Origin of the sequence: Nocardia pneumoniae NBRC 100136, assembly GCF_000308755.1 — a bacterium.
GTDB lineage: Bacteria > Actinomycetota > Actinomycetes > Mycobacteriales > Mycobacteriaceae > Nocardia > Nocardia pneumoniae.
Genome location: NZ_BAGF01000020.1, coordinates 17,374 through 41,615, shown reverse-complemented (window position 1 = coordinate 41,615; position 24,242 = coordinate 17,374). Strand labels below are relative to the sequence as shown.

Genomic DNA, 24,242 nt, shown 5'->3' with positions numbered 1-24,242 from the left:
GTGCCACGTGGAAAACCATGCCCCCCAACCTCTTCCGGCGTCGGTGCTGGAGTTCCGGCTTCCGGATCTAGGCGAAGGGCTCACCGACGCCGAGCTGGTGTCCTGGGCGGTGGACGTCGGCGACACGGTGGAGTTGAACCAGACCATCGCGGAGGTGGAGACGGCCAAAGCGGTGGTGTCGCTGCCGTGTCCGTTCGCGGGCCGGGTGGTCGAATTACTGGCGCAACCGGGCGACACGGTCGCGGTCGGCGCACCGCTGATTCGCGTGGAGCAGGAGCGGAAAACGGGACCGGAAGACACCACCGCTCGAGAATCGGGCCGCTCCTCGGTTCTGGTGGGTTACGGCCCTGACGAGGAAGCGACATCTCGGCGGCGTAGGCCCGCAGGGCAACCGGCGGAAGGAATTCCGCAGCCGGTCGCGGCGGACGATGCGGCAGATACCGCCGTCCGGGAATCCGAACGATCCGGATCAGCACTCGGCACAAGCAATGTCACGGCAGAAACCTCAACCGAACTGGGCACCACCGTCCACAAACCCGAACGATCCGGCTCGGCACTCGGCACAGGCGATGTCGCGGCAGAAACCTCAGCCGAACTGGGCCCGACCGACCAGATGACCGAACGACGGGGCTCAGCACTCGACACGACGAATGCCGGGGCGGACACCGCTATCGACGAGCCCGAGCGACCGAGTTCGGCCCTCGGTTCGGCGCGTCCGGCGGCGACGCCTGCCGCCCGAAAACTCGCACGCGAACTCGGCATTGATCTGTGGTTCGTCGCGGGGTCGGGCCCGGGCGGCGCGGTCACCGTAGACGACGTGCGCGGCGCGGTGCCCGTCTCGCAGCCGGGTCCGGTCGGACACGCGGTGGCGCCAACTGCCGTCGCCGATGCCGGGGTAGTTCGACCGCCAGCACGTGAGGTTCGCACCCCGATCAGCGGTATCCGCAAACGCACCGCCGCGGCGATGCTGAACAGCGCCCGCACCATCCCGCAGGCCAGCACCTTCGTCACCGTCGACTGCACCGCCTCGATGGAGCTGCTCGACCATCTGCGCAGCACGAAATCCTTTGCGGGCCTGACGCTGACGCCGCTGGCGGTGGTCGCCAAGTCGGCACTGGCCGCACTCGCCGACTTCCCCGGCATGAACGTCTTCTGGGACGAAGCCAACCAGGAGATCGTCACCAAACACTATGTGAACCTCGGCATCGCGGTGGCCACCGACCGCGGCCTGCTCGTGCCGAACATCAAAGAGGCGCAGACCCTGAGCCTGCGCGATCTCACCCGCGAGATCGGCTGGCTGGTCGACACCGCCCGCTCCGGCGGCGCCACACCCGCCGATCTGCGTGGTGGCACCTTCACCATCACCAACGTCGGGGTCTTCGGCGTGGACGCCGGGGTACCGCTGGTCAATCCGGGCGAGGCCGCGATCCTGTGTCTCGGTTCGATCCGCAAGCGGCCGTGGGTATTCCGTGACGAGCTCGCGGTCCGGTGGGTCACCACGCTCGGCGTGAGCTTCGACCACCGGATGATCGACGGACAACTGGCCGCCCGCTTCCTCGCCACCACCGCCAGCCTGCTGGAGGACCCCCTGACGCTGCTCAGCCGCGTGTAGCTGGTGAGGTGTCAGTCCGTGACGAGCGCCGCGGCGGCAGTGCGGATGACCTCCGGGATCTCGACCGGCTTACGCGTCTCCGCGTCCACGTAAACGTGCACGAAGGTGCCGGTCGCGGCCAATTCCAGGCCGCCGTCGGCCTCGCGGAAGATGGCCAGATCGTAGGTGATGCTGGAGCGGCCGAGCCGCGAGACGCGCAAGCCGACCTGCAACTGATCCGGGAAGGTGATCGAACCGAGGTACTGGCAGGAGGTCTGCGCGACCACACCGAGCGCGGGCAGCGTGCGGATGTCGGTGCCGGTGGCGTGCATCAACCACGCGTTGACCGCGGTGTCGAAGTACGAGTAATAGGTCACGTTGTTCACGTGCCCGTAGTGGTCGTTGTCGGCCCACCGGGTGGGGACCGGCCAGAGCACCGGATACTGCTGCGTCACCCGGCCGACGATAGCTCAGTAGGGTTCACACCGTGGCGGTGGTCGCGCGGGGAGACGCCGAAGTGGCGCTTGAACGCGGTGCTCAGCGCGAACGCGCTGCCGTAGCCGACCTGACGGGCGATCGCCTCGATGGTGGCGTCGGATTCCTGGAGCAGGTCGGCGGCCAGCGCCAGCCGCCATTCGGTGAGGAACGCCATCGGCGGCTCGCCGACCAGGTCGGTGAACCGGCGGGCCAGCGCGGCCCGGGATACCCCGACCGCCTCGGCCAGCCCGGCGACCGTCCACCCGTGCGCCGGATTGTGCTGGAGCAGGCGCAGGGCTTTGCCGACCAGCGGGTCGCCATAGGCGTGGTACCAGGCGGGCGCGTCGTTGTGGGTGAACCACGCGCGCAGCGCGGCGATCAGGACCAGATCCAGCAGGCGATCCAGTACCGCGCTCTGCGCGGGCTGATCTTTGGTCGCCTCGTCGACCAGGATGTCGAGCACTCTGCTGTCGAAGTCGCCTCGTCGCAACACGATCACCGGTGGGAGCGCGCGCAGCAGTCGCTCGCTGACCGCGCCCGCGGACTCGTAGGTCCCGGTGACCATCATGGTGGCCCCGTCCGGGTCGGTGCCCCACTGCCGAACGCCGAGACTCAATGTCTCACAGAGGATCTCGCCGTCCGGCGTCTTGGTCACCTGGCCCGGATGGATCACGACCTGCGGTTCGGTGGCCGGGTCGTCGGCCACCGTGTACGGATCGGGCCCGCGGAAGATCGCGACATCGCCCGCGCCCAGCTGCCGCGGCGCGCCTTTGCCGGTGACGATCCAGGCGCGACCGCGGATCATGGACAGCACCGTCAGCGGGGAACGGTCCTGAATCCGCAGCGACCACGGCGGGTCCAGCAGCGAACACATCACGAACGCCCCGCGGGCGCGCGGACCTTCGAGCAGACTGGCTAGCGCATCCACCCGTCAACTGTAGACGATCGCGCATGACCATGAGCCGATGAACGATATTCCGTCTCGTCCCGGGCAGATGTACTGAGCGATCACCTTCGCCGAAGCGATCGTGGAAATCGCCGCGGCCACCGACAGGCCGATCGCCTTCGTGCCGATCTCCCGCACGGATTTCGTCGCCGGACTGACCGACTACGGGGTGCCCGCCGACACGGTGAGCCTGCTGGACTACCTCTTCGGCACCCTGTTCGACGGCCGCAATGCCGCGCCTGCCGACGGGGTACGCCGAGCGCTCGGACGGGAACCGAAGGATTTCGCGGACCACGTAGAGACGGTGCTCGCGGAAGTCTGGAATGTCCCGGCGCGATGAGACGTTGATTTTATAAACGAGCATGCCCGCGGACGTGACGCGCAACGTCGAGCGCCACGCACGGCAGCTACCAGGTCAACGGCGCCCTGGACCGGTCCGCGGGTGTGCTGGCGAGAGCGGATCGTTCGTCGGTACCGTCGAAGTGGTGTTGAGCCCGACGGTGGAGCGTCCGATCCGCATCGCGCGTGCCGCGGTGTTCACGGTATTCGCATTGAACGGCTTCCTGCTCGCCATGTGGGTGGTGCACATCCCGGTCGTCACCGACCGCACCGGCGTCGCGAAATCGACGCTGGGGATGTTCATCCTGCTGATGGCCGGTGCGGGCATTGTGGGCATGCGGCTGGCGGGTCCGCTCGCCGACCGGTTCGGCAGCAGAACGCTGGTCGGCACGGCCGCGTGCATCGCCTCGGTGGCGGTGCTCGGACCAGGTCTGGCCACCGGACCCGTCACCCTCGCCCTCGCGCTGGCCTGTTTCGGTTTCGGCAACGGCGCGCTGGACGTATCCATGAATACCCAAGCGGTGCACGTGGAACGGGCCTACCGGCGTCCGATCATGGCCGCGTTCCACGCCTTGTTCTCCGGCGGCAGCCTGCTCGGTTCGCTGGTCGGCGCCGCGACGTTGCGGGCGGGCTGGGATGTGCGGCTGACTCTGGCGCTGGCCGCACTGGGCTGCGTCGCGCTGACGCTCACTTTGGTGCCGCGGCTGCTGCGCGACACCACGCTCGACGCGGAGACGACCATCCGCGACGTCCCGGCCGCACACGCGACCGGGCGTGGCGCTCCCCGGCCCGAGGGGGAACTCGGCGAGCACGACACGACCACACTCGAACGAGAGACCGTGCTCGATGTCGGCCTCGAGCACAACACCGCACCGGTCCGGGCCGACGCCGCCCGGCCGGTACCACCGCTGCGCGAGCCCGAACGGAATCCGGCCGAACACACCGTGCGTACCGAGGCCCGCGATCGCAGCCGGAAAGTACTCGCCCTGGCCGCGATCGCCTTCGCATTACTGCTGGCCGAAGGCGTGGCTGCCGACTGGAGCACGTTGCAGATGCGCGAGCATCTCGGCGCCGACGAGGCGACCGCGGCGCTCGCGTTCGGCGCCTTCTCCACCACGATGACGGTCGGACGTTTCGGCACCGACCGGGTCAGCCACGCGTTCGGCCGGGTGGCGGTGGTCCGCTACGGCGCGCTGATCGCGGCCATCGGGTTGGGCGTGATCATCGTGTCGCCGTGGGTACCGCTGACGCTGCTGGGCTGGGCGATGGCCGGGCTCGGACTCTCCGGCGGCGTCCCGCAGATCTTCACCGCGGCAGGCAATCTCGGCTCGGACACCGCCGCCACGGATATGTCCCGGGTATTCAGCGTCGGTTATCTCGGGTTGCTCGCCGGTCCCACGGTGATCGGCTGGCTCACCGCGGTGGTATCGCTGACCACGGCCATGGTGGTGCCGCTGGTGGCCATGCTGCTGTGCTTCCGGTACGCGAGCGTCGTGGACACGCAGCGAAAACCTTCGCGCTGAGGTGTCGGTACGCCTTTGAACGCTCGCGCCGGTAGCCCTCGGCCTACTTGGGCGGCACCAGGCACAGCGTGATGGGTTCGGGCTTGGGGTAGACGATCGTGTCGTTCTCGGTCGCCTTCGACCCGCACGCGGATGTGTCCGCGGTGCCGCGCACGATCCGGCCGATCTTGAAGTCCGCCGACGCGCCGCAGGCGACCTTCGTGCTGGCGCCGAGGAAGCCGCCGTCGATGCAGTCTCCCTCCTTGACGTTCAGCCGCAGGCAGAGCGTGTACTCGTCGCCGCCGGTCTGGTAGTAGCTGGCGTAATCCTTGGTCGGGCAGTCCGCATTCGAGCCGTCGAGCCGCTGCGCCACCACGTAATTGGCTTCCGGGTCGGAGCAGTCCTTGGTGGCGAACTCGGCTTTGATGGTCGTGCCCGACAACTTCGCGCACTGTCCGATCTCGATCTTCTCGCCGTCGGAACGCAGGAAGGTGCGGCCGCCGACGATCAGCAGACCAACCACCACCAGCGCACCGAGCCCGACAAGAATCTTCCCGATCCCGCTCCCACCGCCGCGATTCTGCTGCGGCGGCGCCCCCGGCGGAGGGAAACCGCCAGCGGGGTAGCCCGGCTGCTGCGGAGGCGGGAAGCCGCCCTGTGGCGCATAACCCGGTTGCGGTTGATATCCCGGCTGGGCGTAGCCCTGAGGCTGCCCGGGGTAACCGGGTGCCTGGCCCGGAAAGCCTTGCGGCGCGCCCTGCTGCTGCGGAAAGCCCGGCTGGCCGCCGGGCTGACCTGGATACGGATAGTTCGGTGGTGTGGTCATGGATCCCCTCCCCGGGTCTCGCGTGGTTCCGTCCGCACTGACCGACGGGCGAACCCATGGAATCTAGCGGATCGGCGCGGGCTCCGCCGCATGAGATACCGCGTGGTCCACTTCGGCCACCGCGCCCGAACGGCGTAATGCCCCGGCGTCCAGACAGTTACAGATAAAGACCTGGATTCACCGCGTCTCGTGCGACGGCATCGATCCGGACGTCACCATCGCGCAGCACGACGAGCTCGGCGAGCGTCGCGCCATCCGGTCCCGCGGTGGCGTCGCTTCCCTCCCTGACCAGCCAGGCCGCCGCCTCCGCCGCGGACAGCCGCCCGATCTCGATCCGCGCCAGGCACCGCCCCGGCCGGGTCACCGCCGGGTGCAGCCGGGACAGATCCTCGTTGGTGGTGATGGCGACCAGCACGTCACGGCCTTGGCCGAGCATGCCGTCGGTCAGGTTGAGCAGCCGGGAAAGTCCCTGGCCCGCGGCTTCTTTCGCCTCACCGCGGATCAGCTCGTCGCAGTCCTCCAAGACGAGCATGCGCCAGCGGCGCTCGCCGCCGTCACCGTCGACGCCCGCGGCCACGTCCATCAAATATCCGGGCTTGCCGAACATCACTTCGGGATCCAGCACGCAATCGAACTGGCACCAGGAACCCCACGCCCGAGCCAGTGCGCGCAGCGCGGTGGTCTTCCCGGTGCCGGGAGGTCCGTGCAGCAGCACCAGTCGGCCGCGCACGTCGTCGGCGGTGAGCGTCATGAGGTGGTCCATCGCGGCGGCGACCTGCCCCGCGTAATTGCCGCGGATCGCGGACCACTCGGGCGCGGAGATCGAACGAGCGCGCCGCTGCGGTCCGTGGCTGTGCAGATGCCAGAACCCCATTTCGACGGTCTCGCCCACCTCGGGCGGAGCGGCCGCGTCGCGGATCGCCTCGGCGAGCAGTTCGTCCGCGAGCGCGTCGGTGACGGCGGTGACCTCGACCAGCGCCGATCCACCCGACCAGCGAACCGATCGCAGCGACCACCCGGCGCCGACCACCAGGGTCGCGCCGCTGTCGTCGTCGCGCACCGTGCGCACCACACGACCGCGTGGCGGTCGCAGCGGCGCGTCGGGACGCACCCGCTCCAGATGCGCGGTGCGCGCGCACGGCTGGTCGCCGCGCAGGAACGGACCGAGCGCGAGGGCATCGATCGCGTCGCGCACCGAATAGGTGGAATCGACCGTGATGGCCCACGGCAGCCGCTCGGCGGGATCGACCGCGGGCTGCCCGGGACCGATCAACCGAAGAGGCTCATGACGTGCGGACACTCCGAGCATGATCCGGGGTGGCGGTCCACGGTGTCCATCGAATTACGCGAACGCCCCTCCGCCGAGGTCGGTGGAGGGGCGTCAGGGCAGAACCTCTGGCCTACAAGACCTTCAGTTCTTCGGTGACTTCGCTGACGGATTTCTTGGCGTCGCCGAACAGCATGGAGGTGTGGTCGGCGTAGAACAGCGGGTTGTCGATACCGGCGAAACCACTGTTCATGGAGCGCTTGAGCACGATCACGGACTTGGCCTGGTCGACGTTGAGCACGGGCATGCCGTAGATCGGGCTGGAGGCGTCCTCGCGGGCGGCGGGGTTGGTGACGTCGTTGGCGCCGATCACCAACGCGACGTCGGTGCGGTTGAATTCGCCGTTGATCTCGTCCATCTCCTTGAGCGCGTCATAGGAGACCTCGGCCTCGGCCAACAGCACGTTCATGTGCCCGGGCATGCGACCCGCGACCGGGTGGATGGCGTATTTGACCTCCACACCCTTCTTCTCCAGCAACTCGGCCATCTCCTTGACGGCGTGCTGGGCCTGCGCGACAGCCATGCCGTAACCCGGGACGACGATCACCTGGTTGGCGTACGCCATCTGGATCGCGGCATCCGCGGCGGAGGTGGCCTTCGCCTGCTTCTGCTCCCCACCACCAGCGCCCGGCGCTGTTCCGCCGCCGCCGAATCCGCCCGCGACGATGGCCGGGATGGATCGGTTCATCGCCTTGGCCATCAGGTTGGTCAGGATGGTGCCGGACGCGCCGACGATCATGCCCGCGACGATCATCGCGGTGTTGTTCAACGCCAAACCCGCCGCCGCGGCCGACAAGCCGGTCAGCGCGTTGAGCAGCGAGATGACCACCGGCATGTCCGCGCCGCCGATCGGCAGCACGACCATCAGGCCGAGCACACCCGCGAGCACCAGCACCGCGATCATCCACAGCTGCGACACCCCGTCACCGGTGGCGCCGACGCCGATCACCACCGCCGCGGCGATCGCACCGAGCAACAGCAGCAGGTTCAACGGTTGCTGCAACTTGCCGATCCCGATCGGCCGCCCGGGCAGGATCTCCTGCAACTTGCCGAACGCGATCAGCGAGCCCCAGAACGACACCGAACCGATGATCGCCGCGAACAGCGAACCGATCACGATGTGCACCGTGGGCTCTTCGTCGAAGTGCGAGAAGCCCTGGGAGTTGATGAACTCCGACCACGCGATCAGCGCGACCGTGCCACCGCCGACGCCGTTGAACGCGGCCACCAGCTGCGGCATCGCGGTCATCTTGGTGTACTTCGCGGGCGGAACACCCAGCACGACACCGACCACGAGACCGGCGATGATGAGGATCCAGTTGCCGGTGTGCCGGATCGCGATCAGCGTGGCTCCCACCGCGATGGCCATGCCGACCGCGGCGATCAGGTTGCCGCGCACCGCGGTCTTCGGGCCGGTCAAACCCATCAGACCGTAGATGAACAGTGCGAACGACAGAATGTAGAGGCCGTTGACCAGATAGGTCACATTGTCGAAGGTGTGCATCACTCACCGGCCTTCTGCGCGGCAGCGGGCTTCTTGCCCTTGAACATGCCCAGCATCCGGTCGGTCACCACGAAACCACCGATGACGTTCAGGGTTCCGAACACCACCGCCACGAACAGGATCAGCTGGGTCAGGATCGAGGGATCCTGCACGTTGCCCAGCGTGACCAGCGCACCGAGCACCACGATGCCGTGAATGGCGTTGGTGCCCGACATCAGCGGGGTGTGCAAGGTGTTGGGCACCTTGGAGATCACGGCGAAACCGACGAACCCGGACAGCACCAGGATCGCGATATTCGCCAACAATTCGGTGTACATCAGCTCTCCACCTTCGCCTCGGTCACGTCCTTCACCTCAGCCGACTCCGCCACCTCGGTCGACTCGGCCGCCGCGGTGGCGTCGGCGGATTCGGGCGCCTCCGCATCACGGGTGACGCAGGAATCGGCGAGCACCTGATCGCTGAAGTCCGGCGCGAGCTCGCCGTCCACCAGCATCAACTCCAGCAGCGCCGCGATGTTCTTCGAGTACAGCTCGCTGGCGTGCTCGGGCATGGTCGCGGGCAGATTCAGCGGCGAGGCGATGGTCACCTCGTGCTTGACCACGGTCTTGCCCGGCTCGGTCAGCTCACAGTTGCCGCCGGTCTCTCCGGCCAGGTCCACGATCACGCTGCCCGGCTTCATGCCCTGCACCGCCGCGGCCGTCACCAACCGCGGCGCGGGACGGCCGGGCACCAGCGCGGTGGTGATCACCACGTCGAAACCCTTGATCGCGTCCTCGAGCGCCTGCTGCTGGGTGGCCTTCTCCTCCTCGGTCAGCTCACGCGCGTATCCGCCCTCACCGACGGCATCGATGCCCAGATCCAGCCACTGCGCACCGACCGAACGCACCTGATCGGCCACCTCCGGCCGCACGTCGTACCCGGTGGTGCGCCCGCCGAGACGCTTGGCGGTGGCCAGCGCCTGCAACCCGGCCACGCCGACGCCGAGCACCAGCACCGTCGCGGGCTTCACCGTGCCCGCCGCGGTGGTCAGCATCGGGAAGAAGCGGGTCGACTCCGACGCGGCGAGCAGCACGGCCTTGTAACCGGCGACGTTCGCCTGCGACGACAACGCGTCCATCACCTGCGCACGCGAGATCCGCGGAATCGCCTCCACCGCGAAGGCCTGCACCCCGGCGGACTTCAACGCGCCGATCTGATTCTCCGCGTTCCGCGGCGCCAGGAACCCGATCAACGTCTGCCCCTCGGACAGCTTCGCGACTTCCTCGTCACTGGGCGGGGCCACCTTCACGACCACATCCGCCGACCACGGATCGCCGATCGCGGCACCCGCCTCCACATAGGCGCTATCGGGAATCAGCGCACCGAGCCCGGCACCCGACTCGACGACAACCTCCACACCTTGCTTGGTCAGGCTCGGAATGATCTTCGGCACCAAGGCGACACGGCGCTCACCCGCGGCGGATTCGCGGACGACTCCGACACGCGCGCCGCGTGGCGATGGATCGCCTACGCTCTGCGTTGTCTCCACTTGTCAGACTTCCTTCTCTTCTGAGCTTCAGGCAACGGGTAGACGAGCGGACTAAATGACCGCTTAGTAAGTTCGTCCAAATTCTCGCAACTGTACCCGGCTCGCCGTGAGCGTAGCTGAGATGCCAGTCACACACGCCGGACGGATCGCACCGCGACACCGGGATGGCCGGTCATCGTGGAGCGGGCCGCCGACTGCCGAACCCGCGGTCTACTCGTTTTCCCTCTCGCTGTGTGATCGTGGTCTCCGCAGGTGAACGCGGCAAGACCGGACGGAAAAGTCCCTTACTTACCTCGAGGTTCGACAACTGGTCACGGCCTCGGCGTGTCGTGGAACAGTGACGCGCGTCATGCTCGATCGGCACACGGGGTGTTCCGGGGAGCTCGTACGCCGTATGGTCCAGCGTGTGAACGACTGCGTCTTCTGCCGCATCGTGGCGGGCGAGGCTCCAGCGGCCAAGGTGTACGAGGACGACACGCTGTGCGCGTTCCTCGACATCCGGCCGGTCGCCCGCGGGCACACGCTGGTGATCCCCAAGCGGCACGCGGCCGAGTTGGAGGACCTCGATGCCGAACTCGGCGCGCAGATCTTCCGGGCCGGACATCGGCTGGCGCTGGCCATCCGCCGCAGCAGCCTCGCCGCGGACGGCGCCAACCTGGTCCTCAACGACGGCATCGCCGCGTTTCAGACGGTCCCGCACGTCCACCTGCACGTGATCCCCCGCCGCCACGGCGACACGCTCCGCTTCGCCAAAGGTTTTCTGCTGCGACGCCCGCACGATCCCGTCACGACCGCCGCCGCCATCCGGGATGGCATCGCGGCACTGGACAACGAGGGCGAAGGCCCGGAAAAGGAATCCGACGGATGACCGAGACGCTGGACCGCACCGCGCAGATCAGCCTCCTGTCGCAGCAATGGGACGCGATCGAAGCGCTGGTCGCCCCGCTGGACGAGGAGGGCTGGCGCACGCCGTCGTCGCTGCCCGGCTGGACCGTGTTCGACATCGTCGCCCACGTCATCGGCACCGAGTCCTGGCTGCTCGGCGACCGTCCGCCCGCCCACGACCCGACCAGGGCCAAGACCGATGTGCGCACGCTTCCCTACGTGCGCAACGAGACCGCGGTGCTCAACGAGATCTGGGTGGACCGGCTGCGCCCGCTGTCCGGCGCCCGGCTGCTCGAGTTCTACCGCGACGTCGTCGACCGCAGGCGAGCGGCGCTGGCGGCGATGGGCGACGCCGAGTGGGCGAAGGAAACCGTGTCGCCGATCGGTCAGATCAGCTACGGCCGGTTCATGCGGGTGCGGTTGTTCGACTGCTGGATGCACGAGCTCGACATCGCCGACGCGCTGGGCGTTCGGGTCGAGGAAGGCGGTCCGCGCGGCGAGCTGGCCTTCGCCGAGTTCCTGCTCGGCATTCCGCGCGTGGTCGCCAAGAAGGGCGAGGCGCCGGACGGTGCGCGGATCGCTTTCACGCTGACCGGCCCGCTGGCCAGGACGCTGCTCATCCAGGTGGCGGGCCGCGCCAACTATGTCGACGCGTTCGACCAGCCCGCCACGGTCGAGATCGGCATGGACTCGGGGCTGTTCGTGCGGCTGGGCTGCGGTCGGACGAAGGCCGAGGAGCACCTCGACGAGATCACCATCGAGGGCGACGCCGAACTCGGGCAACGGCTGGTTCGCCACCTGGCCTTCACCCTCTGATCCGCGTGCGCCTCTTTCTGTCCAGCTACCGTTTCGGAGCGCACTACCACCGGCTGGTCGCGCTCGCCGGGCCGCCGGGCCGGGTCGCGGTCATCGGAAACGCTTGCGACGCTTGGCCGGATATGCGAGCGTCCGCCGTCACCAGTGAGTTCGTGCCGTTGCGCAAACTCGGATGGGCTCCGGAAGAGATCGATCTGCGCGACTTCGTGGGCGGTACCGCGGAACTCGAGCGCCGCCTCGCCGAGTTTCCCCTCGTGTGGGTCCGCGGCGGGAACACTTTCGTGCTGCGCGCCCAATTCGCCCGCAGCGGAGCGGATCTCGCGCTCACAAAGCTGCTCGCCGACGACGCGCTGGCATACGCGGGTTACAGCGCGGGCGCCTGTGTGCTGACACCGGACCTGCACGGCATCGACTCGGTCGACGATCCCGCCGAAGTAGCGCCCGCGTGCGGTATCGAACCACAATGGGACGGACTCGGTTTGGTCGATCGGGCAATCGTCCCGCACATCGATTCCGCCACCGATCCGGATGGCGAGAGCAACCGGCTCGCCGCTCGCTACCGAGCCGAGGGTGTCGAGCACTGGGCGCTCACCGACGACGATGCGATCGTCGTGGATGGAGCACGCGTCGAGGAACTGATCGGTCCCACGGCAACATAAACGTTCCCCAGGCACTATCCGGGGTCGAGTACTCGTATTCTTGGCAACGTATTGCCCGATCGACATCGAGCACATGGCCGAAAAGTTCGCACACCGAATCGCCTCTGTGGTCGGCCTTGGGGCCGACTTGGATCGCTGCTATGCAACTTCTGCACCGCGGTTCTACACTGAATGCGTCACGCGAGTGATGCTGAGCAGGTGGGACCGCCCTAGCCGACGGCCCCACCCGGTGGGTTACCTAGTCCACGCTCGGCGGACCAGCATGAGCGCCCCGGCGATCACGGCAGCAGCAACCAGCACGATGCCGTAGTCGACCGGGGTCTCTTGCTTTCTCCGGCGATGTTTCGCCATCCCCCACCACCTCCTTCCTGGGCGCGGTGTGTGGACCATGTCCACCGCCCCTCGGCTGGAGGTGCATCCACCTTACGTGATCACGGCGTCAAGAATCGTTGCACCCCAATCGATTCCGCAGTGCTGCCGTACGGACGGACGGCGTCCGCTGAACTACCTGCGCGACGAGCTCACGTCGCCTCAGGCGCCAGTCGCGGTTCCGGCTCGGCCGCCCGGCGGCGGAAGACCACCCACCGCATGGCGCTGTACATGTAGACGGCCTCGCAGCCACCCGCCAGCAGGCGGGACAGGTGGTATTCCACACCGAGCGCGGTGAGCCCGCTACCGACTCCGAGGATGAACGCCAGGTAGTTGATGACGATCACCACGACGTACACGGCGGCCTGCCTGCCGACCGGCGCGTGCGAATGGAAATTGAACGTTCGGTTGAGCACGAAGCTGAGGCCGAACGCGCATACGTATCCCACCGTCACCGACAGCCAGATCGGCAGCCCCCACCACCCGTGCAAGAGGGTGAGCAGAGCCAAGTCGACACCGAAGGTGAAGCTGTTGATCAGAGCGAAGCCCAGGAAGGTGGGCGGGACGAGACGATCCAGCCCGAACGGCAAACGGTGGACGACCGCCTCGCACCAGCGGGTGAACCGATCGGCGATGGTGTCGGCGGTCTCGGACAGCTCGTGCACGCGGCCAGCCTGCCAGCGGCAGGTGTCCGTCAGATGAGCAGCGGGAGACCGGCCGGTAGCTCGGCAGATCCGCGCATGGTACGCGCCGCCGGATCGTCGAGCCCGAGTCGCGAGGGCACGTCGGCGTCTGCGACCACCTCCGCGGGCATCGCGGCGCTGAGCATCGGGCCGCTTCACCGACCGCAGACCACGCAGCGGTCAGCCGATCAACCATTGGTCGTGTTCGCCCGCGTGCTCGAGCGGCGGACGGTCGGTGGTCTGGTGTCGGTACCCGGGTCGATACCGCGGTCGACTTATCTTGTCTCGCTTCCGCCCGTTGCACGCTGACGCGTCGCCCCGGCAGCACATATCGGGCACGGGCAGCTAGCGTGAATATGTGGACCTGGAAGACCTGATCGCCTGCCTCCCCGACGGCGCGGTGCTCACCGACGCCGATCTGCTCGCGAGCTACCGGCAGGACTGGGCGCGTGATCCCGACGCGGGCACCGCCGTGGCCGTGGTGCGCGCCACCAGCACCGATGACGTGGCCGCGACACTGCGGTGGGCCAGCGCCCACCGCGTGCCGGTGATCCCGCGCGGCGCTGGATCCGGCCTGTCCGGCGGCTCGACCGCTGTCGACGGCGGGATCGTGCTGAGCACCGAGCGGATGCGCGCGATCACGGTCGATCCGGTGACCAGGACGGCGGTGGTGCAGCCGGGTCTGCTCAACGCGGAGGTCAAGCGCGCGGTCGCGGAGCACGGACTGTGGTACCCGCCGGATCCGTCGTCGTTCGAGATCTGCTCCATCGGCGGCAACGCCGCGACCAACGCGGGCGGCCTGTGCTGTGTGAAGTACGGGGTGACCACCGACTACGTGCTCGGCATGGAAGTCGTGCTGGCCGATGGCACCGTCGTGCGGCTCGGTGGTCCGCGACTGAAGGACTCGGCGGGGTTGTCGCTGACCAAGCTGTTCGTCGGCAGCGAGGGCACGCTGGGGGTGATCACCGAGCTCACCCTGCGGCTGCTGCCCGCGCAGCCGCCGCAGAGCACGGTCGTCGCGAGCTTCGGCACGCTCACCGCCGCCACCGAGGCGATCTTGACCATCACCGGCGAACTGCGGCCGTCGATGCTCGAGTTCATGGACTCGGTGTCGATCAACGCCGTCGAGGACGAGTTGCGGATGGGCCTGGATCGCACGGCGGCCGCCCTGCTGGTCGCCCGGTCGGACGCACCCGGCGAATTCGCTCGGCGCGAGGCCGAGATCATGGCGACGGCCTGCGAGAAGGCAGGCGCGACAGAGGTTTTCCACACCGAAGACCCCGCGGAGGGCGAAGCCTTCGCCGCCGCACGGCGTTTCGCGATCCCCGCCGTGGAGAAACTCGGCCCCCTGCTGCTGGAAGACGTCGGCGTGCCGCTGCCCCGGCTCGGCGACCTGGTCACCGGCATCGCCGCGATCGCGGAACGCAACGCGGTGACGGTGTCGGTGATCGCGCACGCGGGCGATGGGAACACCCACCCCCTGATCGTGCACGACCCCTCCGACCCGGACCACACCGCACGAGCACACCGCGCCTTCGGCGAGATCATGGACCTGGCCATCGCCCTCGGCGGCACCATCACCGGCGAACACGGCGTCGGCCGATTGAAGAAGGCCTGGCTGCCCGATCAGCTCGGCCCCGACGTGATGGCCCTGACCCGGCGCATCAAGGACGCACTCGACCCGAACGGCATCCTCAACCCCGGCGCGATCCTGTAACCGCGCCCACGGAACATTCCCCGCCGCCAAGGAGTTCTACCCCATCATGACGACCAGGCTCGAACACAACGTCGCCGACACCCGCTTCGAGATCTACATCGACGACACCCTCGCCGGGTACGCCGACTACGCCGAAAACGCCGACAAGAAGGTCCGCGACTTCCACCACACCCTGACCTTCCCCGAATTCCGCGGCCACGGCATCGCCGCCCAAGTCGTCGGTTACGCCCTCGACGACACCCGCAAAGCGGGCTTCTCGGTCATCCCCACCTGCTGGTACGTCGAGAAGTACATCACCGAACACCGCGAATACGCCGACCTCGTCGGATAGTCGCACCCCGTTACCGAGCGGAGTGAAATGGCGGCTCAGCCAGGCAGGGCCAACCACCTTTCGACTACGCTCGGTGTCACCGCAGCCTCTAAAGCGTCGCGGCGAACCCGCCTGCAGCATTGCGGTGCCCCTGCACACGTAACAGGAGATGGCGCGGCTTGCCAGGAAACCGCAATTGCGTACGCTTGATCAGCTCGAAGATACGCCGTACACAGCGCTCGAAGTTCTCATAGACGGCCATGTCGTGCGGACCTACACGCATTTGGTTTCGTCGAGGACGAGCGGCGCCGCGTGCAATCGACAGAATGCTCGGGCGGCCTGCGCTCCTCGACGGCCTGGAGACGGCCTGAGAAGCGTTGCCGGGCACGCCCGAACATCCGGCGATCTACAAAAACCTCACTTGAGCAGCGCGCGGGACATGACCAGGCGCTGGATCTGGTTGGTGCCCTCGTAGATCTGGGTGATCTTCGCGTCGCGCATCATGCGCTCCACCGGGAAGTCGGTGGTGTAGCCCGCGCCGCCGAAGAGCTGGACGGCGTTGGTGGTGACTTCCATGGCGACGTCGGAGGCGAAGCACTTGGCGGCGGCGGAGATGAAGCCGAGGTTCTTCTCGCCGCGCTCGGCGCGGGCGGCCGAGCTGTAGACCATGAGGCGGGCGGCCTCGATCTTCATCGCCATGTCGGCGAGCATGAACTGGGTGTTCTGGAAGTCTGCGATCGACTTGCCGAACTGCTTGCGGTCCTTCGTGTAGGCGATGGCCGCGTCCAGCGCGCCCTGGGCGAGGCCGACGGCCTGCGCGCCGATGGTCGGGCGGGTGTGGTCGAGGGTCTGCAGCGCGGTCTTGAAGCCGGTGCCCGGCTCGCCGACGATGCGGTCACCCGGCACGCGGCAGTTCTCGAAGTACAGCTCCGCGGTGGGCGAGCCCTTGATGCCGAGCTTGTGCTCCAGCGGGCCGACCACGAAGCCCTCGTCGTCCTTGTGCACCAGAAAGGCCGAGATGCCGTTGGCGCCCTTGTCCGCATCGGTCACCGCCATCACGGTGTACCAGGAGGACTTGCCGCCGTTGGTGATCCAGCACTTGGAGCCGTTGATGATCCAGTCGTCGCCGTCCTGCTTGGCGCGGGTGCGCATGCTGGCCGCGTCGGAGCCGGCCTCGCGCTCGGACAGCGCGTAGGAGGCCATCTCGCCGTTGACGATGTCGGGCAGCACCTTCTTCTTCAGCTCCTCGGAGCCGTTCAGGATCAGGCCCATGGTGCCGAGCTTGTTCACCGCGGGGATCAGCGAGGAGGAGCCGCAGACGCGGGCGACCTCTTCGATCACGATGCAGGTGGCCACCGAGTCGGCGCCCTGGCCGCCGTACGCCTCGGGGACGTGCACGGCGTTGAAGCCCGAGGCGTTGAGCGCGGTCAGCGCCTCTTCGGGGAACCGGGAGTTGCCGTCGACGTCCTTGGCGTGCGGGGCGATCTCCTTCTCCGCGAGCGCACGGATCGCCTCGCGCAGCTCATCGTGGAAATCCTCGAGCTTGAACAGGTCGAAATCGGGGTTTCCCGCCATCGGGCTCACTCCTGGTCGTCGGTGGTGATCGCTGATGTCCGCCAGCATTCGGCACTCAGTGCCATTTTGCCATCGAGTATACCCACATATACGGCAACCACATGCAGATAAACTGTGGCACTCAGTGTCAGATTGGTCGCATTCCTGGCGTGCTCAGAGCGTTCCGAGCTTGCGGAGGAGCAGATCGGCCACCTGCCTGGGCGGGGCGTCGCGGGGAAACACGGCGACGACCAGCTCATCGGCGTTCGCCGTGCGCCTGGCGCCGCGCGGAATCGCGGCCAGTTCCACGCGCAGATCCGTGGCTCCCGCGTCCGACTCGCCCCGCACCATCCGGCGCAACAGGTAGTTGTGCGTGGCCGTCACGGCCGCGGTGAACTGCACCCGGGCCAGATCCGGGACTTCGGGCAGCCGCTCCCTCAGGTAGTCGGTGAACAACCGCTCGTAACGGAAGACCGTGACGATCTCCCGCTCACGCAGCGCGGGCACCCGGCGCACCACCTGATACCGCCGCGCCGCGATGTCCCGCCACTGTGTGAATCGCTCGAACACTTGCACCACCGCCGAGCACACCGCCTCCCACGGGTCCTCGCGCGACGCGGATAGAAACTCGGCCGCCTGCGCCAACTGCGACTCGTGATCCGCGAAGATCACATCCTCTTTCGACCGGAACTGCCGGAAGAACGTCCGCCGCGAGATCCCGGCGGCCTCCGCGATCTCATCCACCGTCGTCGCCTCGTACCCCTTCTCGGCGAACAACCGCAGCGCCTGATCGACCACCGTGAGCCGAAAGTACGCGGTGTCGTCGTTGCCCCGCGGCCGAGCGATATCCCCTGTAGTCACGGACCCACCGTAATCAGGTTGCGACGGCCACGGTTTCCCACCCTTAGCGCCATGGCATGTCGAAGCCAAGAGTTCGGACGACCGCGTGGTGTGGGCGTGCGTTCAGCAGATCACCGACTCACGCGTCATCCCGCCGGAGACCGTCGAAGATGTGCTGGACGCTTGGAGAACGCCGGATTGGTGGAGGCGGTCGCGAGCTTGCGGGCGGGTCGTCGCGACCGCTGACGGAAACGGGTCAGCCCAGGAGTTTGGTGCGCAGGGCGTCGTCTTTGTCCAGGACCATCTGTTCCAGTCCGGCCTGGAACTGTTCCATGCGGGTGCGCAGGGATGGGTCGTGCGCGGCGAGGATGCGGGCGGCCAGCAGGCCCGCGTTGCGGGCGCCGCCGATGGAGACGGTGGCGACGGGGACGCCTGCGGGCATCTGGACGATGGACAGCAGCGAGTCCATGCCGTCGAGGTACTTCAGCGGGACCGGTACGCCGATCACCGGGAGCGGGGTGGCGGAGGCGACCATGCCGGGGAGGTGGGCGGCGCCGCCCGCGCCCGCGATGATCACTTTCAGCCCGCGGCCCGCGGCCTCGCGCGCGTAGTCGAGCATGCGCTGGGGGGTGCGGTGCGCCGAGACGACGCCCACCTCGAAGCGAATCCCGAACTCCGCCAGCGCTTCGGCCGCGGCCTCCATGGTGGGCCAGTCGGAGTCGCTGCCCATGATCAGGCCGACCGACGGGGTCACGGCCTCTGCTTCACTCATGCGGATCCCATCTATCGGTCCAAACCGCGTGCGACATCCAGTGCGCCGCCCGCTCGGCCTTCTCCCGAACCTCGGCCACGTCGTCGCCGAGGACGTTCACGTGCCCGATCTTGCGATCGGGGCGCTCGCCCTTGCCGTACAGGTGCACCTTCGCCTCGGGCATCCTGGCGAACAGGTGATGCAGCCGCTCGTCCATCGACATGGCCGGGGCCTGCGGCGCGCCGAGGATATTGGCCATCACCGTGACCGGCGCGAGCGGAGCGGTGTCGCCGAGCGGGTAGTCGAGCACGGCGCGCAGATGCTGCTCGAACTGGCCGGTGCGGGCGCCGTCCATTCCCCAGTGCCCGGAATTGTGCGGCCGCATGGCCAGCTCGTTCACCAGCAGTTCGCCGTCGGTGGTCTCGAACAGCTCCACCGCCATCACGCCGACGACGCCGAGTTCCTTGGCGAGATTCAGCGCCATGGTCTCCGCGGCGGCGGCCGTGTCGTCCGGCAGACCGGGCGCGGGCGCGATCACCACCGCGCACTGCCCTTTGCGCTGCACCGTCTCCACCACCGGCCACGTCGCCGCCTGCCCGAACGGCGAACGCGCCACCATCGCCGACAGCTCCCGCTTCAGGTCGACCTTCGCCTCGGCGAGCAGTTGGACGCCGTGTGCGAGCTGATCGCTGACGATCGCCTCGGCCGCGTCGGCGGACTCGGGCATCCACACACCGCGCCCGTCGTAACCGCCGCGCACCGCCTTCAACACGATCCGCCAGTCGTGTTCCTGACCGAAGCGCACCGCGTCGGCGACCGAGGTGACCGGTGTGAAGGCGGGCACGGGCAGCCCGAGCTCGCTCAGCTTGGTGCGCATGGCCAGCTTGTCCTGCGCGTGGACCAGCGCCCGCGGCGGCGGCTGCACGTTGACGCCCTCGGCGACCAGCGCCTCCAAGTGCTCGGTCGGCACATGCTCGTGGTCGAAGGTGAGTGCGTGGGAGCCGACCGCGGCTTTGCGCAGCGCGGTCAGATCGGTGTGGCTGCCGAGCACGACATCCGGGCTGACCTGCGCGGCCGGGTCGTCGGGGTTCTCGGCGAGCACGCGCAGCCGCTGGCCCAGCGCGATCGCCGCCTGGTGGGTCATGCGCGCGAGCTGGCCACCACCGATCATGGTGACGGTGGGCATGGCCGATGGATCGAAGGAACGAGCGCTCACGTCGGACCATATTGTCATGTCCGGCGCAAATGATCGGGACCGGTACACTCCGGTCTTGTGTCATTCGTCGACGACGTGGTCAGCGTCCTCCCCAAGCCGCTGCAAGATATCGCGTACCGGCATCGGGAACTGATCAAGTTCGCGATCGTCGGCGCGACCACGTTCGTCATCGACAGCGGCATCTTCTACATGCTCAAGTGGACGGTGCTGGCGGAGAAACCGGTGACCGCCAAGATCATCTCCGGCGTCATCGCCGTGATCGCCTCCTACATCCTCAACCGGGAGTGGTCGTTCAAGAACCGGGGCGGACGCGAGCGCCATCACGAAGCGCTGCTGTTCTTCGGCGTCAGCGGCGTCGGCGTCGTCCTGGCCTTCACTCCGCTCTGGATTTCCAGCTACATCTTCGACCTGCGGCAACCCAACGTCAGCTTCACGGTGGAGAACATCGCCGACTTCATCAGCGCGTTCATCATCGGCAATCTGCTGCAGATGGCCTTCCGGTTCTGGGCGATGCGCCGCTGGGTCTTCCCGGACGAGATGAGCGAGCTGGAAGCGGAATTCGTGGATCTCGTGGAAGAGGAACTCGGCCGCAGCTGAATTCACCGCGGCTCGGGCACCACCGCGGGTGGACGAACCTTCGACGACCCGAGGAACACCGCGAACAGCGCGGGCCTGCGCCGCTGCAACTCCAGCCGACCGCCGTCGGCCTCGACCAGGGCCCGCGCCAGCGCCAGCCCCACACCCGTCGAACCGCCCGCGGAGAATCCCCGGTCGAAGATGTGCGGCGCCAGCTCGTCGCGCACGCCGTGGCCCTCGTCGGCGACTTCGACGCACACCAGCGGCTCGCGGTCGGCTCCCGGCCGCACCGAACGCACCGACACCGTGCAGGTCCCGCCGCCGTGCATGAGGGCGTTGTCCACCAGTACCGCCACCGCCTCGCGCAACCGCGAGCCCGTGATCGGCGCGCGCAGCGACTCGTCGCCGGTCAGCGTCAGGGTGCGGCCCGCCTCGGTGAACGGGTGGGTCCATTCGGCCACCACGCCGCGCAGTTCGTCCATCACCGGCAGCGGGTCGCGGTCGGCCGCGTCCTCGTCGCGGGACGCGCGCACCAGGTCGTCGATCGCTTCGGTGAGCCGGTCCACCTGGGCCATCGCCTCCTCGGCCTCGTGCACCACCTCCGGATCGGCGTGCGCGGACAGCTCGTCGAGGCGCAGCCGCACGGCGGTGAGCCTGCTGCGCAGCTGATGCGAGACGTCGGCGACCAGGGCGTGCTCGCGCTGGAGTCGACCGGCGATCTCCACGGTCGCGGAATCGAGCACGTCGGAGACGCGATCCAGTTCGGCGATGCCGTGCCTGCGCGGATCGGGACGGAAATCGCCCATCGCAAGCCGCGCGGCGCGTGCCGCGACGTCGCGCAGCGGATCGGCCACCCGGCGCGCGGTCACCACCGCCACCGAGACGGCCGCGCCCAGCGACGCGAGCACCGCCAGGGCCACCACCGCGACCGCTTGGCGCTGCATCGCGTGCATCGGCGCCGAAGGCACCTCCAGCCGCAATGACCCGGACGTGCCCATCGACAGCGACTCGACCAGCGGGTCGGGCACGTCGGACGCGCCCAGGTCGCGGCGGGAGGCGTTGTCCCCTGGCGAGGGATACACGATGGTCAGTCTGCTGTTCTCGGGCACCAGCGGCGCCACCGACCTGGTGTCCAGCTCGCCGAGCACCATCCCATCGCCGTGCTCCTGCGCGATGATCTCCGACGCGATCCGGTCCAGCCGGTTCTGCAGGTCGTTGCGGGTGATGTCCTCCACCCACAGCCACGCCGTGTAGATCAGCGGCACGCCGAGCACCACCGTGGTGAGCGTCAGGACGGTGAGCATCGAACGCAGAATGCGGCGGCGCATGTCAGTCGGTGTTCAGCCGGAACCCGACACCGCGAACGGTGACGATGCGCCGTTCGGCCATCGGCCCCTCGTCGCCGATCTTGCGGCGCAGCCAGGACATGTGCATGTCCAAAGTCTTGGAGCCGCGCAGCTCGGCGTCGCCCCACACCTCGCGCAGGATGGTGTCTCGCGGCACCACCTGGCCCGCCCGGTCGATCAGCACCTTGAGCAGCTCGTATTCCTTGTTGGCCAAACCGACTTCGACGCCGTTGACCAGCACCCGCCGCGCCGCCGGCTCCAAGCGAATACCGCCGACCTCCACCGTGTCGTCGCCGATCCCGCTGCGCCGCAACAGCGCTCGCACCCGGGCGAGCAGCTCGGCGAGACGGAACGGCTTGCCGACGTAGTCGTCGGCACCCGCGTCCAGCCCGACCACGAAGTCCACCTCGTCGGTGCGCGCGGTGAGCATCAGCACGGCCAGATCCGCGCCGCGGGCACGCACCTGACGGCACACCTCCAGCCCGTCCATGCCGGGCAGGCCGAGGTCGAGAATGAGCAGATCGTGGCCGCCCTCCAGGGCACGCCGCAGCACGGCGGGCCCGAAACTCTCGACGGTCACCGAGTAGCCCTCGCGGCCGAGCGCGCGCGAGAGCGGAGCGGCGATGGCCTCGTCGTCTTCGGCCAGCAGTACGGCGGTCATACGCCCAGGTTACGGGCTCACCGGTAGCTGCGGCGGTCGTCCCAGCGCTCGTCGTGCCCGTTGTTGTGGCGTTCGACCTCGAACACCTGGTGATACAGCAGCGCGTGCACCTGCTGGACGGACGGGATGTCGTCGTACTCCAACGGCTCGGAGGAGGACGACTCGATGATCAGCGTCCCCGTGCCGAGCAACCGGTCGAACAGGCCGTGCCGGAACTGGACACTGGAAATCCGGCTCATCGGGATGTCGATGCCGCTGTGGGTGATCACGCCCTGGCGCACCAGCACCCTGCGGTCGGTGACGATGAAATGCGTCGACTTCCACGTGACAATCGGTGCGACACAACGCCACAGGAGAATTCCCACGTACACCACGAGCACCGCGATCAGCGACGCGGAGAGTACGGTGCCCTCGGCTTTGCGCGAGACGAGTCCCGCCGCGAAACCGGCGAGCGCGGTGGCGACGATCAGCGTCACGATCGGCCAGAACAGCATTTTCCAATGCGGATGACGATGGAGTATCAGCTGTTCGTCGGGCGCCAGGACATCCTCCGGATAACCCATGTCACGCACCCTACCGGCTGCGGATGCCGGAAAGGCGCACACCGCAGCGCGTCATGCCGCGCAATCGTCAGCGCGCTGATGGCCGAGCACGGTCGTCGCTCGGATCGACCGACCGCCGACGCGCTGAAGACAGACGTGCAGCGCAGTATGGCGTTGTGCCGCTTGCCGTTTCGGCGGTCACTGCTCAGGGCGCAGGTGCGTCACGTCGGCCGCCGACACCGCTTCGCCACCGATGAGCAGGCGCCCGGCGTCGTCGATGTCTTCCGCGACGCCCGTCAGCGTCCGGCCGCCGGGCAATTCGGCGCGAACCTTGGTGCCGATCGTGGCGCACCGCTCGCGATAGGCGGCAGCCAGTTCGCCGATCGCCCAGTCGTCGTCCCGCCAGGCGGTGAAACGGCGGGCGAACTCGGCCAGCAGCGAGCGGACGAGCACGGTGCGATCGATCTGTTGCGCCCCGGCCAGGACGAGCGAGGTGGCGTGCGGCACCGGCAGTTCCGCTTCGGTGAGGCTCACGTTGAGCCCCACGCCTACCACCACCACGGGTGCGCCCGCACCCGCAGCGACCTCGGCGAGGATGCCCGCGACCTTGCGGCCATCGATCAACACGTCGTTGGGCCACTTGAGTTCGGCGGGCACGCCCGCGGTCGCCCGCAGCGCGTCGACCACGGCCACGCCGGTCAGCAGAGACAGCCAGCCGAGCGTGGCCGGGTCGATGCCACGCAGTCGCACCAGCACCGACATCGAGATCTGCGCCCGGGGCGGGCTGACCCAAACCCGCGCGTGCCTGCCGCGCCCCTGCTCCTGCGCCTCCGCCAGGAGCACCGCGTGGTCGATGCCCGGTTCGGCCGCGCGCGCGATCAAGTCCGTGTTCGTGGACCCGGTCGACTCCACCACGTCGATCTGCGAGAAGAACGACAGCTCGGGCGACTCGATGACGCTGCGCCGTAATTGCTCCGCATCCAACGGTGGCCTCTGCATACCGGCAGGCTACCCGTCGGGTGAGGCGCTACCCGGCCAGGTCGTACTCGCGGAGCATCGGATCGCGCGCCGCGATACGCACCCCATCGGCGTCGGCGGACAGCTCCTCGGCGGTGGTCTCGGCCCAGTATTCGGGCTCCCCGTACTTCGGCTCGGTCTCGGCGCTCTGCGTGTACGTCCACGCCGCAGCGGCGGCGTACTCGGCGACCGTTCTACTCCATCCCCACATGACGCGCTCCTCCCCTGAGCTCGAAAATCACCGTGCCCCAGGCTATCCG

At 68.2% G+C, this 24,242-nt stretch carries 28 protein-coding genes; 9 read left to right on the top strand and 19 right to left on the bottom strand.

Features of this window, described 5'->3' with window-relative positions; translation table 11 throughout:
- Nucleotides 1-7: 7 nt before the first annotated feature.
- Nucleotides 8-1,612: a dihydrolipoamide acetyltransferase family protein gene (locus ON34_RS05180; RefSeq protein WP_051022166.1), complete on the top strand. Its 1,605-nt coding sequence runs from the start codon at nucleotides 8-10 to the stop codon at nucleotides 1,610-1,612.
- Nucleotides 1,613-1,623: 11 nt separating this feature from the next.
- Here the strand turns inward: ON34_RS05180 and ON34_RS05175 are convergent, their stop codons facing one another.
- Nucleotides 1,624-2,046, bottom strand: coding sequence for an acyl-CoA thioesterase (locus ON34_RS05175; protein ID WP_245547891.1), 423 nt, complete (start codon nucleotides 2,044-2,046; stop codon nucleotides 1,624-1,626).
- Nucleotides 2,043-2,996 carry an AraC family transcriptional regulator gene (locus ON34_RS05170; RefSeq protein WP_040774887.1) on the bottom strand — a complete coding sequence of 318 codons (954 nt, stop codon included), beginning with the start codon at nucleotides 2,994-2,996 and terminating at the stop codon, nucleotides 2,043-2,045. The genes ON34_RS05175 and ON34_RS05170 overlap by 4 nt, the downstream gene beginning before the upstream one ends.
- A 100-nt stretch (nucleotides 2,997-3,096) precedes the next feature.
- On the opposite strand from ON34_RS05170, the gene ON34_RS05165 reads away from it, so the two are divergent.
- A complete protein-coding gene (locus ON34_RS05165) occupies nucleotides 3,097-3,354 on the top strand; it encodes a Rossmann-fold NAD(P)-binding domain-containing protein (protein WP_040774885.1) in 258 nt (85 codons plus the stop codon).
- Between the two features lie 145 nt (nucleotides 3,355-3,499).
- Entirely contained in the window at nucleotides 3,500-4,876 is a 1,377-nt protein-coding gene (locus ON34_RS05160) for an MFS transporter (RefSeq protein ID WP_040775038.1), read from the top strand.
- A 43-nt stretch (nucleotides 4,877-4,919) separates the two neighbouring features.
- On the opposite strand, the gene ON34_RS35805 is transcribed toward ON34_RS05160, so the two are convergent.
- The 5 genes from ON34_RS35805 to ON34_RS05135 form a co-directional block, all read right to left on the bottom strand.
- On the bottom strand, nucleotides 4,920-5,681 hold the full coding sequence (locus ON34_RS35805; protein ID WP_157172180.1) for an LppU/SCO3897 family protein: 762 nt from the start codon (nucleotides 5,679-5,681) through the stop codon (nucleotides 4,920-4,922).
- Nucleotides 5,682-5,838: 157 nt separating this feature from the next.
- Nucleotides 5,839-6,990 carry a DUF5925 domain-containing protein gene (locus ON34_RS05150; protein ID WP_051022165.1) on the bottom strand — a complete coding sequence of 384 codons (1,152 nt, stop codon included), beginning with the start codon at nucleotides 6,988-6,990 and terminating at the stop codon, nucleotides 5,839-5,841.
- A 91-nt stretch (nucleotides 6,991-7,081) separates the two neighbouring features.
- Nucleotides 7,082-8,512, bottom strand: coding sequence for an NAD(P)(+) transhydrogenase (Re/Si-specific) subunit beta (locus ON34_RS05145; RefSeq protein WP_218003849.1), 1,431 nt, complete (start codon nucleotides 8,510-8,512; stop codon nucleotides 7,082-7,084).
- Nucleotides 8,512-8,829, bottom strand: a complete 318-nt coding sequence (locus tag ON34_RS05140; protein WP_040774881.1) for an NAD(P) transhydrogenase subunit alpha part 2 — start codon at nucleotides 8,827-8,829, stop codon at nucleotides 8,512-8,514. The genes ON34_RS05145 and ON34_RS05140 overlap by 1 nt, the downstream gene beginning before the upstream one ends.
- Nucleotides 8,829-10,040, bottom strand: a complete 1,212-nt coding sequence (locus tag ON34_RS05135) for a Re/Si-specific NAD(P)(+) transhydrogenase subunit alpha (protein ID WP_083889155.1) — start codon at nucleotides 10,038-10,040, stop codon at nucleotides 8,829-8,831. The genes ON34_RS05140 and ON34_RS05135 overlap by 1 nt, the downstream gene beginning before the upstream one ends.
- A 406-nt stretch (nucleotides 10,041-10,446) precedes the next feature.
- Between ON34_RS05135 and ON34_RS05130 the strand changes: the two genes are divergently transcribed.
- From ON34_RS05130 to ON34_RS05120, 3 genes are read left to right on the top strand one after another with little or no spacing between them, the layout of a single operon-like run.
- A complete protein-coding gene (locus ON34_RS05130) occupies nucleotides 10,447-10,908 on the top strand; it encodes an HIT family protein (RefSeq protein ID WP_040775028.1) in 462 nt (153 codons plus the stop codon).
- Nucleotides 10,905-11,741, top strand: a complete 837-nt coding sequence (locus tag ON34_RS05125; RefSeq protein ID WP_040774879.1) for a maleylpyruvate isomerase family mycothiol-dependent enzyme — start codon at nucleotides 10,905-10,907, stop codon at nucleotides 11,739-11,741. Before ON34_RS05130 ends, ON34_RS05125 begins: the two co-directional genes overlap by 4 nt.
- Nucleotides 11,742-11,746: 5 nt before the next feature.
- On the top strand, nucleotides 11,747-12,400 hold the full coding sequence (locus ON34_RS05120; RefSeq protein WP_040774877.1) for a Type 1 glutamine amidotransferase-like domain-containing protein: 654 nt from the start codon (nucleotides 11,747-11,749) through the stop codon (nucleotides 12,398-12,400).
- Nucleotides 12,401-12,921: 521 nt separating this feature from the next.
- On the opposite strand, the gene ON34_RS05115 is transcribed toward ON34_RS05120, so the two are convergent.
- The gene (locus ON34_RS05115; protein WP_051022163.1) at nucleotides 12,922-13,434 is read right to left on the bottom strand and encodes a GtrA family protein; all 513 of its coding nucleotides are present in this window, start codon (nucleotides 13,432-13,434) and stop codon (nucleotides 12,922-12,924) included.
- 29 nt (nucleotides 13,435-13,463) lie between these two features.
- Complete coding sequence (locus tag ON34_RS38020; RefSeq protein ID WP_281032435.1) at nucleotides 13,464-13,598, bottom strand: hypothetical protein; 135 nt, start codon at nucleotides 13,596-13,598, stop codon at nucleotides 13,464-13,466.
- A 212-nt stretch (nucleotides 13,599-13,810) separates the two neighbouring features.
- Here ON34_RS38020 and ON34_RS05110 point away from each other — a divergent pair, with 212 nt between their 5' ends.
- Together ON34_RS05110 and ON34_RS05105 are read left to right on the top strand one after the other, a co-directional pair.
- Nucleotides 13,811-15,169, top strand: a complete 1,359-nt coding sequence (locus ON34_RS05110) for an FAD-binding oxidoreductase (protein WP_040774874.1) — start codon at nucleotides 13,811-13,813, stop codon at nucleotides 15,167-15,169.
- A gap of 46 nt (nucleotides 15,170-15,215) precedes the next feature.
- Nucleotides 15,216-15,500 (top strand): GNAT family N-acetyltransferase, encoded by a 285-nt coding sequence (locus ON34_RS05105; RefSeq protein WP_040774871.1) that lies wholly within the window; start codon nucleotides 15,216-15,218, stop codon nucleotides 15,498-15,500.
- A gap of 88 nt (nucleotides 15,501-15,588) precedes the next feature.
- On the opposite strand, the gene ON34_RS35800 is transcribed toward ON34_RS05105, so the two are convergent.
- The 5 genes from ON34_RS35800 to ON34_RS05085 all read right to left on the bottom strand — a co-directional run bounded on the left by ON34_RS35800 (nucleotide 15,589) and on the right by ON34_RS05085 (nucleotide 19,858).
- On the bottom strand, nucleotides 15,589-15,741 hold the full coding sequence (locus tag ON34_RS35800; protein ID WP_157172179.1) for a hypothetical protein: 153 nt from the start codon (nucleotides 15,739-15,741) through the stop codon (nucleotides 15,589-15,591).
- Between the two features lie 155 nt (nucleotides 15,742-15,896).
- Entirely contained in the window at nucleotides 15,897-17,054 is a 1,158-nt protein-coding gene (locus tag ON34_RS05100) for an acyl-CoA dehydrogenase (RefSeq protein WP_040774869.1), read from the bottom strand.
- A gap of 153 nt (nucleotides 17,055-17,207) precedes the next feature.
- The gene (locus ON34_RS05095; protein ID WP_051022162.1) at nucleotides 17,208-17,894 is read right to left on the bottom strand and encodes a TetR family transcriptional regulator; all 687 of its coding nucleotides are present in this window, start codon (nucleotides 17,892-17,894) and stop codon (nucleotides 17,208-17,210) included.
- A 235-nt stretch (nucleotides 17,895-18,129) separates the two neighbouring features.
- Nucleotides 18,130-18,645, bottom strand: a complete 516-nt coding sequence (gene purE, locus ON34_RS05090; RefSeq protein ID WP_040774867.1) for a 5-(carboxyamino)imidazole ribonucleotide mutase — start codon at nucleotides 18,643-18,645, stop codon at nucleotides 18,130-18,132.
- Complete coding sequence (locus tag ON34_RS05085; RefSeq protein ID WP_040774865.1) at nucleotides 18,638-19,858, bottom strand: 5-(carboxyamino)imidazole ribonucleotide synthase; 1,221 nt, start codon at nucleotides 19,856-19,858, stop codon at nucleotides 18,638-18,640. Before ON34_RS05085 ends, purE begins: the two co-directional genes overlap by 8 nt.
- A 39-nt stretch (nucleotides 19,859-19,897) precedes the next feature.
- Here ON34_RS05085 and ON34_RS05080 point away from each other — a divergent pair, with 39 nt between their 5' ends.
- Entirely contained in the window at nucleotides 19,898-20,437 is a 540-nt protein-coding gene (locus tag ON34_RS05080; protein WP_040774863.1) for a GtrA family protein, read from the top strand.
- A 2-nt stretch (nucleotides 20,438-20,439) separates the two neighbouring features.
- On the opposite strand, the gene ON34_RS05075 is transcribed toward ON34_RS05080, so the two are convergent.
- The 5 genes from ON34_RS05075 to ON34_RS05055 form a co-directional block, all read right to left on the bottom strand.
- The gene (locus tag ON34_RS05075; protein WP_040774860.1) at nucleotides 20,440-21,744 is read right to left on the bottom strand and encodes a sensor histidine kinase; all 1,305 of its coding nucleotides are present in this window, start codon (nucleotides 21,742-21,744) and stop codon (nucleotides 20,440-20,442) included.
- 1 nt (nucleotide 21,745) lies between these two features.
- Entirely contained in the window at nucleotides 21,746-22,423 is a 678-nt protein-coding gene (locus ON34_RS05070) for a response regulator transcription factor (protein WP_040774858.1), read from the bottom strand.
- Between the two features lie 17 nt (nucleotides 22,424-22,440).
- Nucleotides 22,441-22,986 carry a PH domain-containing protein gene (locus ON34_RS05065; RefSeq protein WP_040774857.1) on the bottom strand — a complete coding sequence of 182 codons (546 nt, stop codon included), beginning with the start codon at nucleotides 22,984-22,986 and terminating at the stop codon, nucleotides 22,441-22,443.
- A gap of 177 nt (nucleotides 22,987-23,163) precedes the next feature.
- Nucleotides 23,164-23,964: a biotin--[acetyl-CoA-carboxylase] ligase gene (locus tag ON34_RS05060; protein WP_040774855.1), complete on the bottom strand. Its 801-nt coding sequence runs from the start codon at nucleotides 23,962-23,964 to the stop codon at nucleotides 23,164-23,166.
- Nucleotides 23,965-23,992: 28 nt separating this feature from the next.
- Entirely contained in the window at nucleotides 23,993-24,193 is a 201-nt protein-coding gene (locus tag ON34_RS05055) for a hypothetical protein (protein ID WP_040774853.1), read from the bottom strand.
- Between the last annotated feature and the right edge of the window lie 49 nt (nucleotides 24,194-24,242).

Coding starts and splice junctions, on each gene's coding strand:
- ON34_RS05150 (WP_051022165.1), bottom strand. CDS start 6,990: ATGCTCGGAGTGTCCGCACGTCATGAGCCTCTTCGGTTGATCGGTCCC.
- ON34_RS05100 (WP_040774869.1), bottom strand. CDS start 17,054: ATGGCGGGAAACCCCGATTTCGACCTGTTCAAGCTCGAGGATTTCCAC.
- ON34_RS35800 (WP_157172179.1), bottom strand. CDS start 15,741: ATGGCCGTCTATGAGAACTTCGAGCGCTGTGTACGGCGTATCTTCGAG.
- ON34_RS05075 (WP_040774860.1), bottom strand. CDS start 21,744: ATGCGCCGCCGCATTCTGCGTTCGATGCTCACCGTCCTGACGCTCACC.
- ON34_RS05065 (WP_040774857.1), bottom strand. CDS start 22,986: ATGGGTTATCCGGAGGATGTCCTGGCGCCCGACGAACAGCTGATACTC.
- ON34_RS05125 (WP_040774879.1), top strand. CDS start 10,905: ATGACCGAGACGCTGGACCGCACCGCGCAGATCAGCCTCCTGTCGCAG.
- ON34_RS05105 (WP_040774871.1), top strand. CDS start 15,216: ATGACGACCAGGCTCGAACACAACGTCGCCGACACCCGCTTCGAGATC.
- ON34_RS35805 (WP_157172180.1), bottom strand. CDS start 5,681: ATGACCACACCACCGAACTATCCGTATCCAGGTCAGCCCGGCGGCCAG.
- ON34_RS05055 (WP_040774853.1), bottom strand. CDS start 24,193: ATGTGGGGATGGAGTAGAACGGTCGCCGAGTACGCCGCCGCTGCGGCG.
- ON34_RS05145 (WP_218003849.1), bottom strand. CDS start 8,512: ATGCACACCTTCGACAATGTGACCTATCTGGTCAACGGCCTCTACATT.
- ON34_RS05060 (WP_040774855.1), bottom strand. CDS start 23,964: ATGCAGAGGCCACCGTTGGATGCGGAGCAATTACGGCGCAGCGTCATC.
- purE (WP_040774867.1), bottom strand. CDS start 18,645: ATGAGTGAAGCAGAGGCCGTGACCCCGTCGGTCGGCCTGATCATGGGC.
- ON34_RS05085 (WP_040774865.1), bottom strand. CDS start 19,858: ATGACAATATGGTCCGACGTGAGCGCTCGTTCCTTCGATCCATCGGCC.
- ON34_RS05140 (WP_040774881.1), bottom strand. CDS start 8,829: ATGTACACCGAATTGTTGGCGAATATCGCGATCCTGGTGCTGTCCGGG.
- ON34_RS05070 (WP_040774858.1), bottom strand. CDS start 22,423: ATGACCGCCGTACTGCTGGCCGAAGACGACGAGGCCATCGCCGCTCCG.
- ON34_RS38020 (WP_281032435.1), bottom strand. CDS start 13,598: ATGCTCAGCGCCGCGATGCCCGCGGAGGTGGTCGCAGACGCCGACGTG.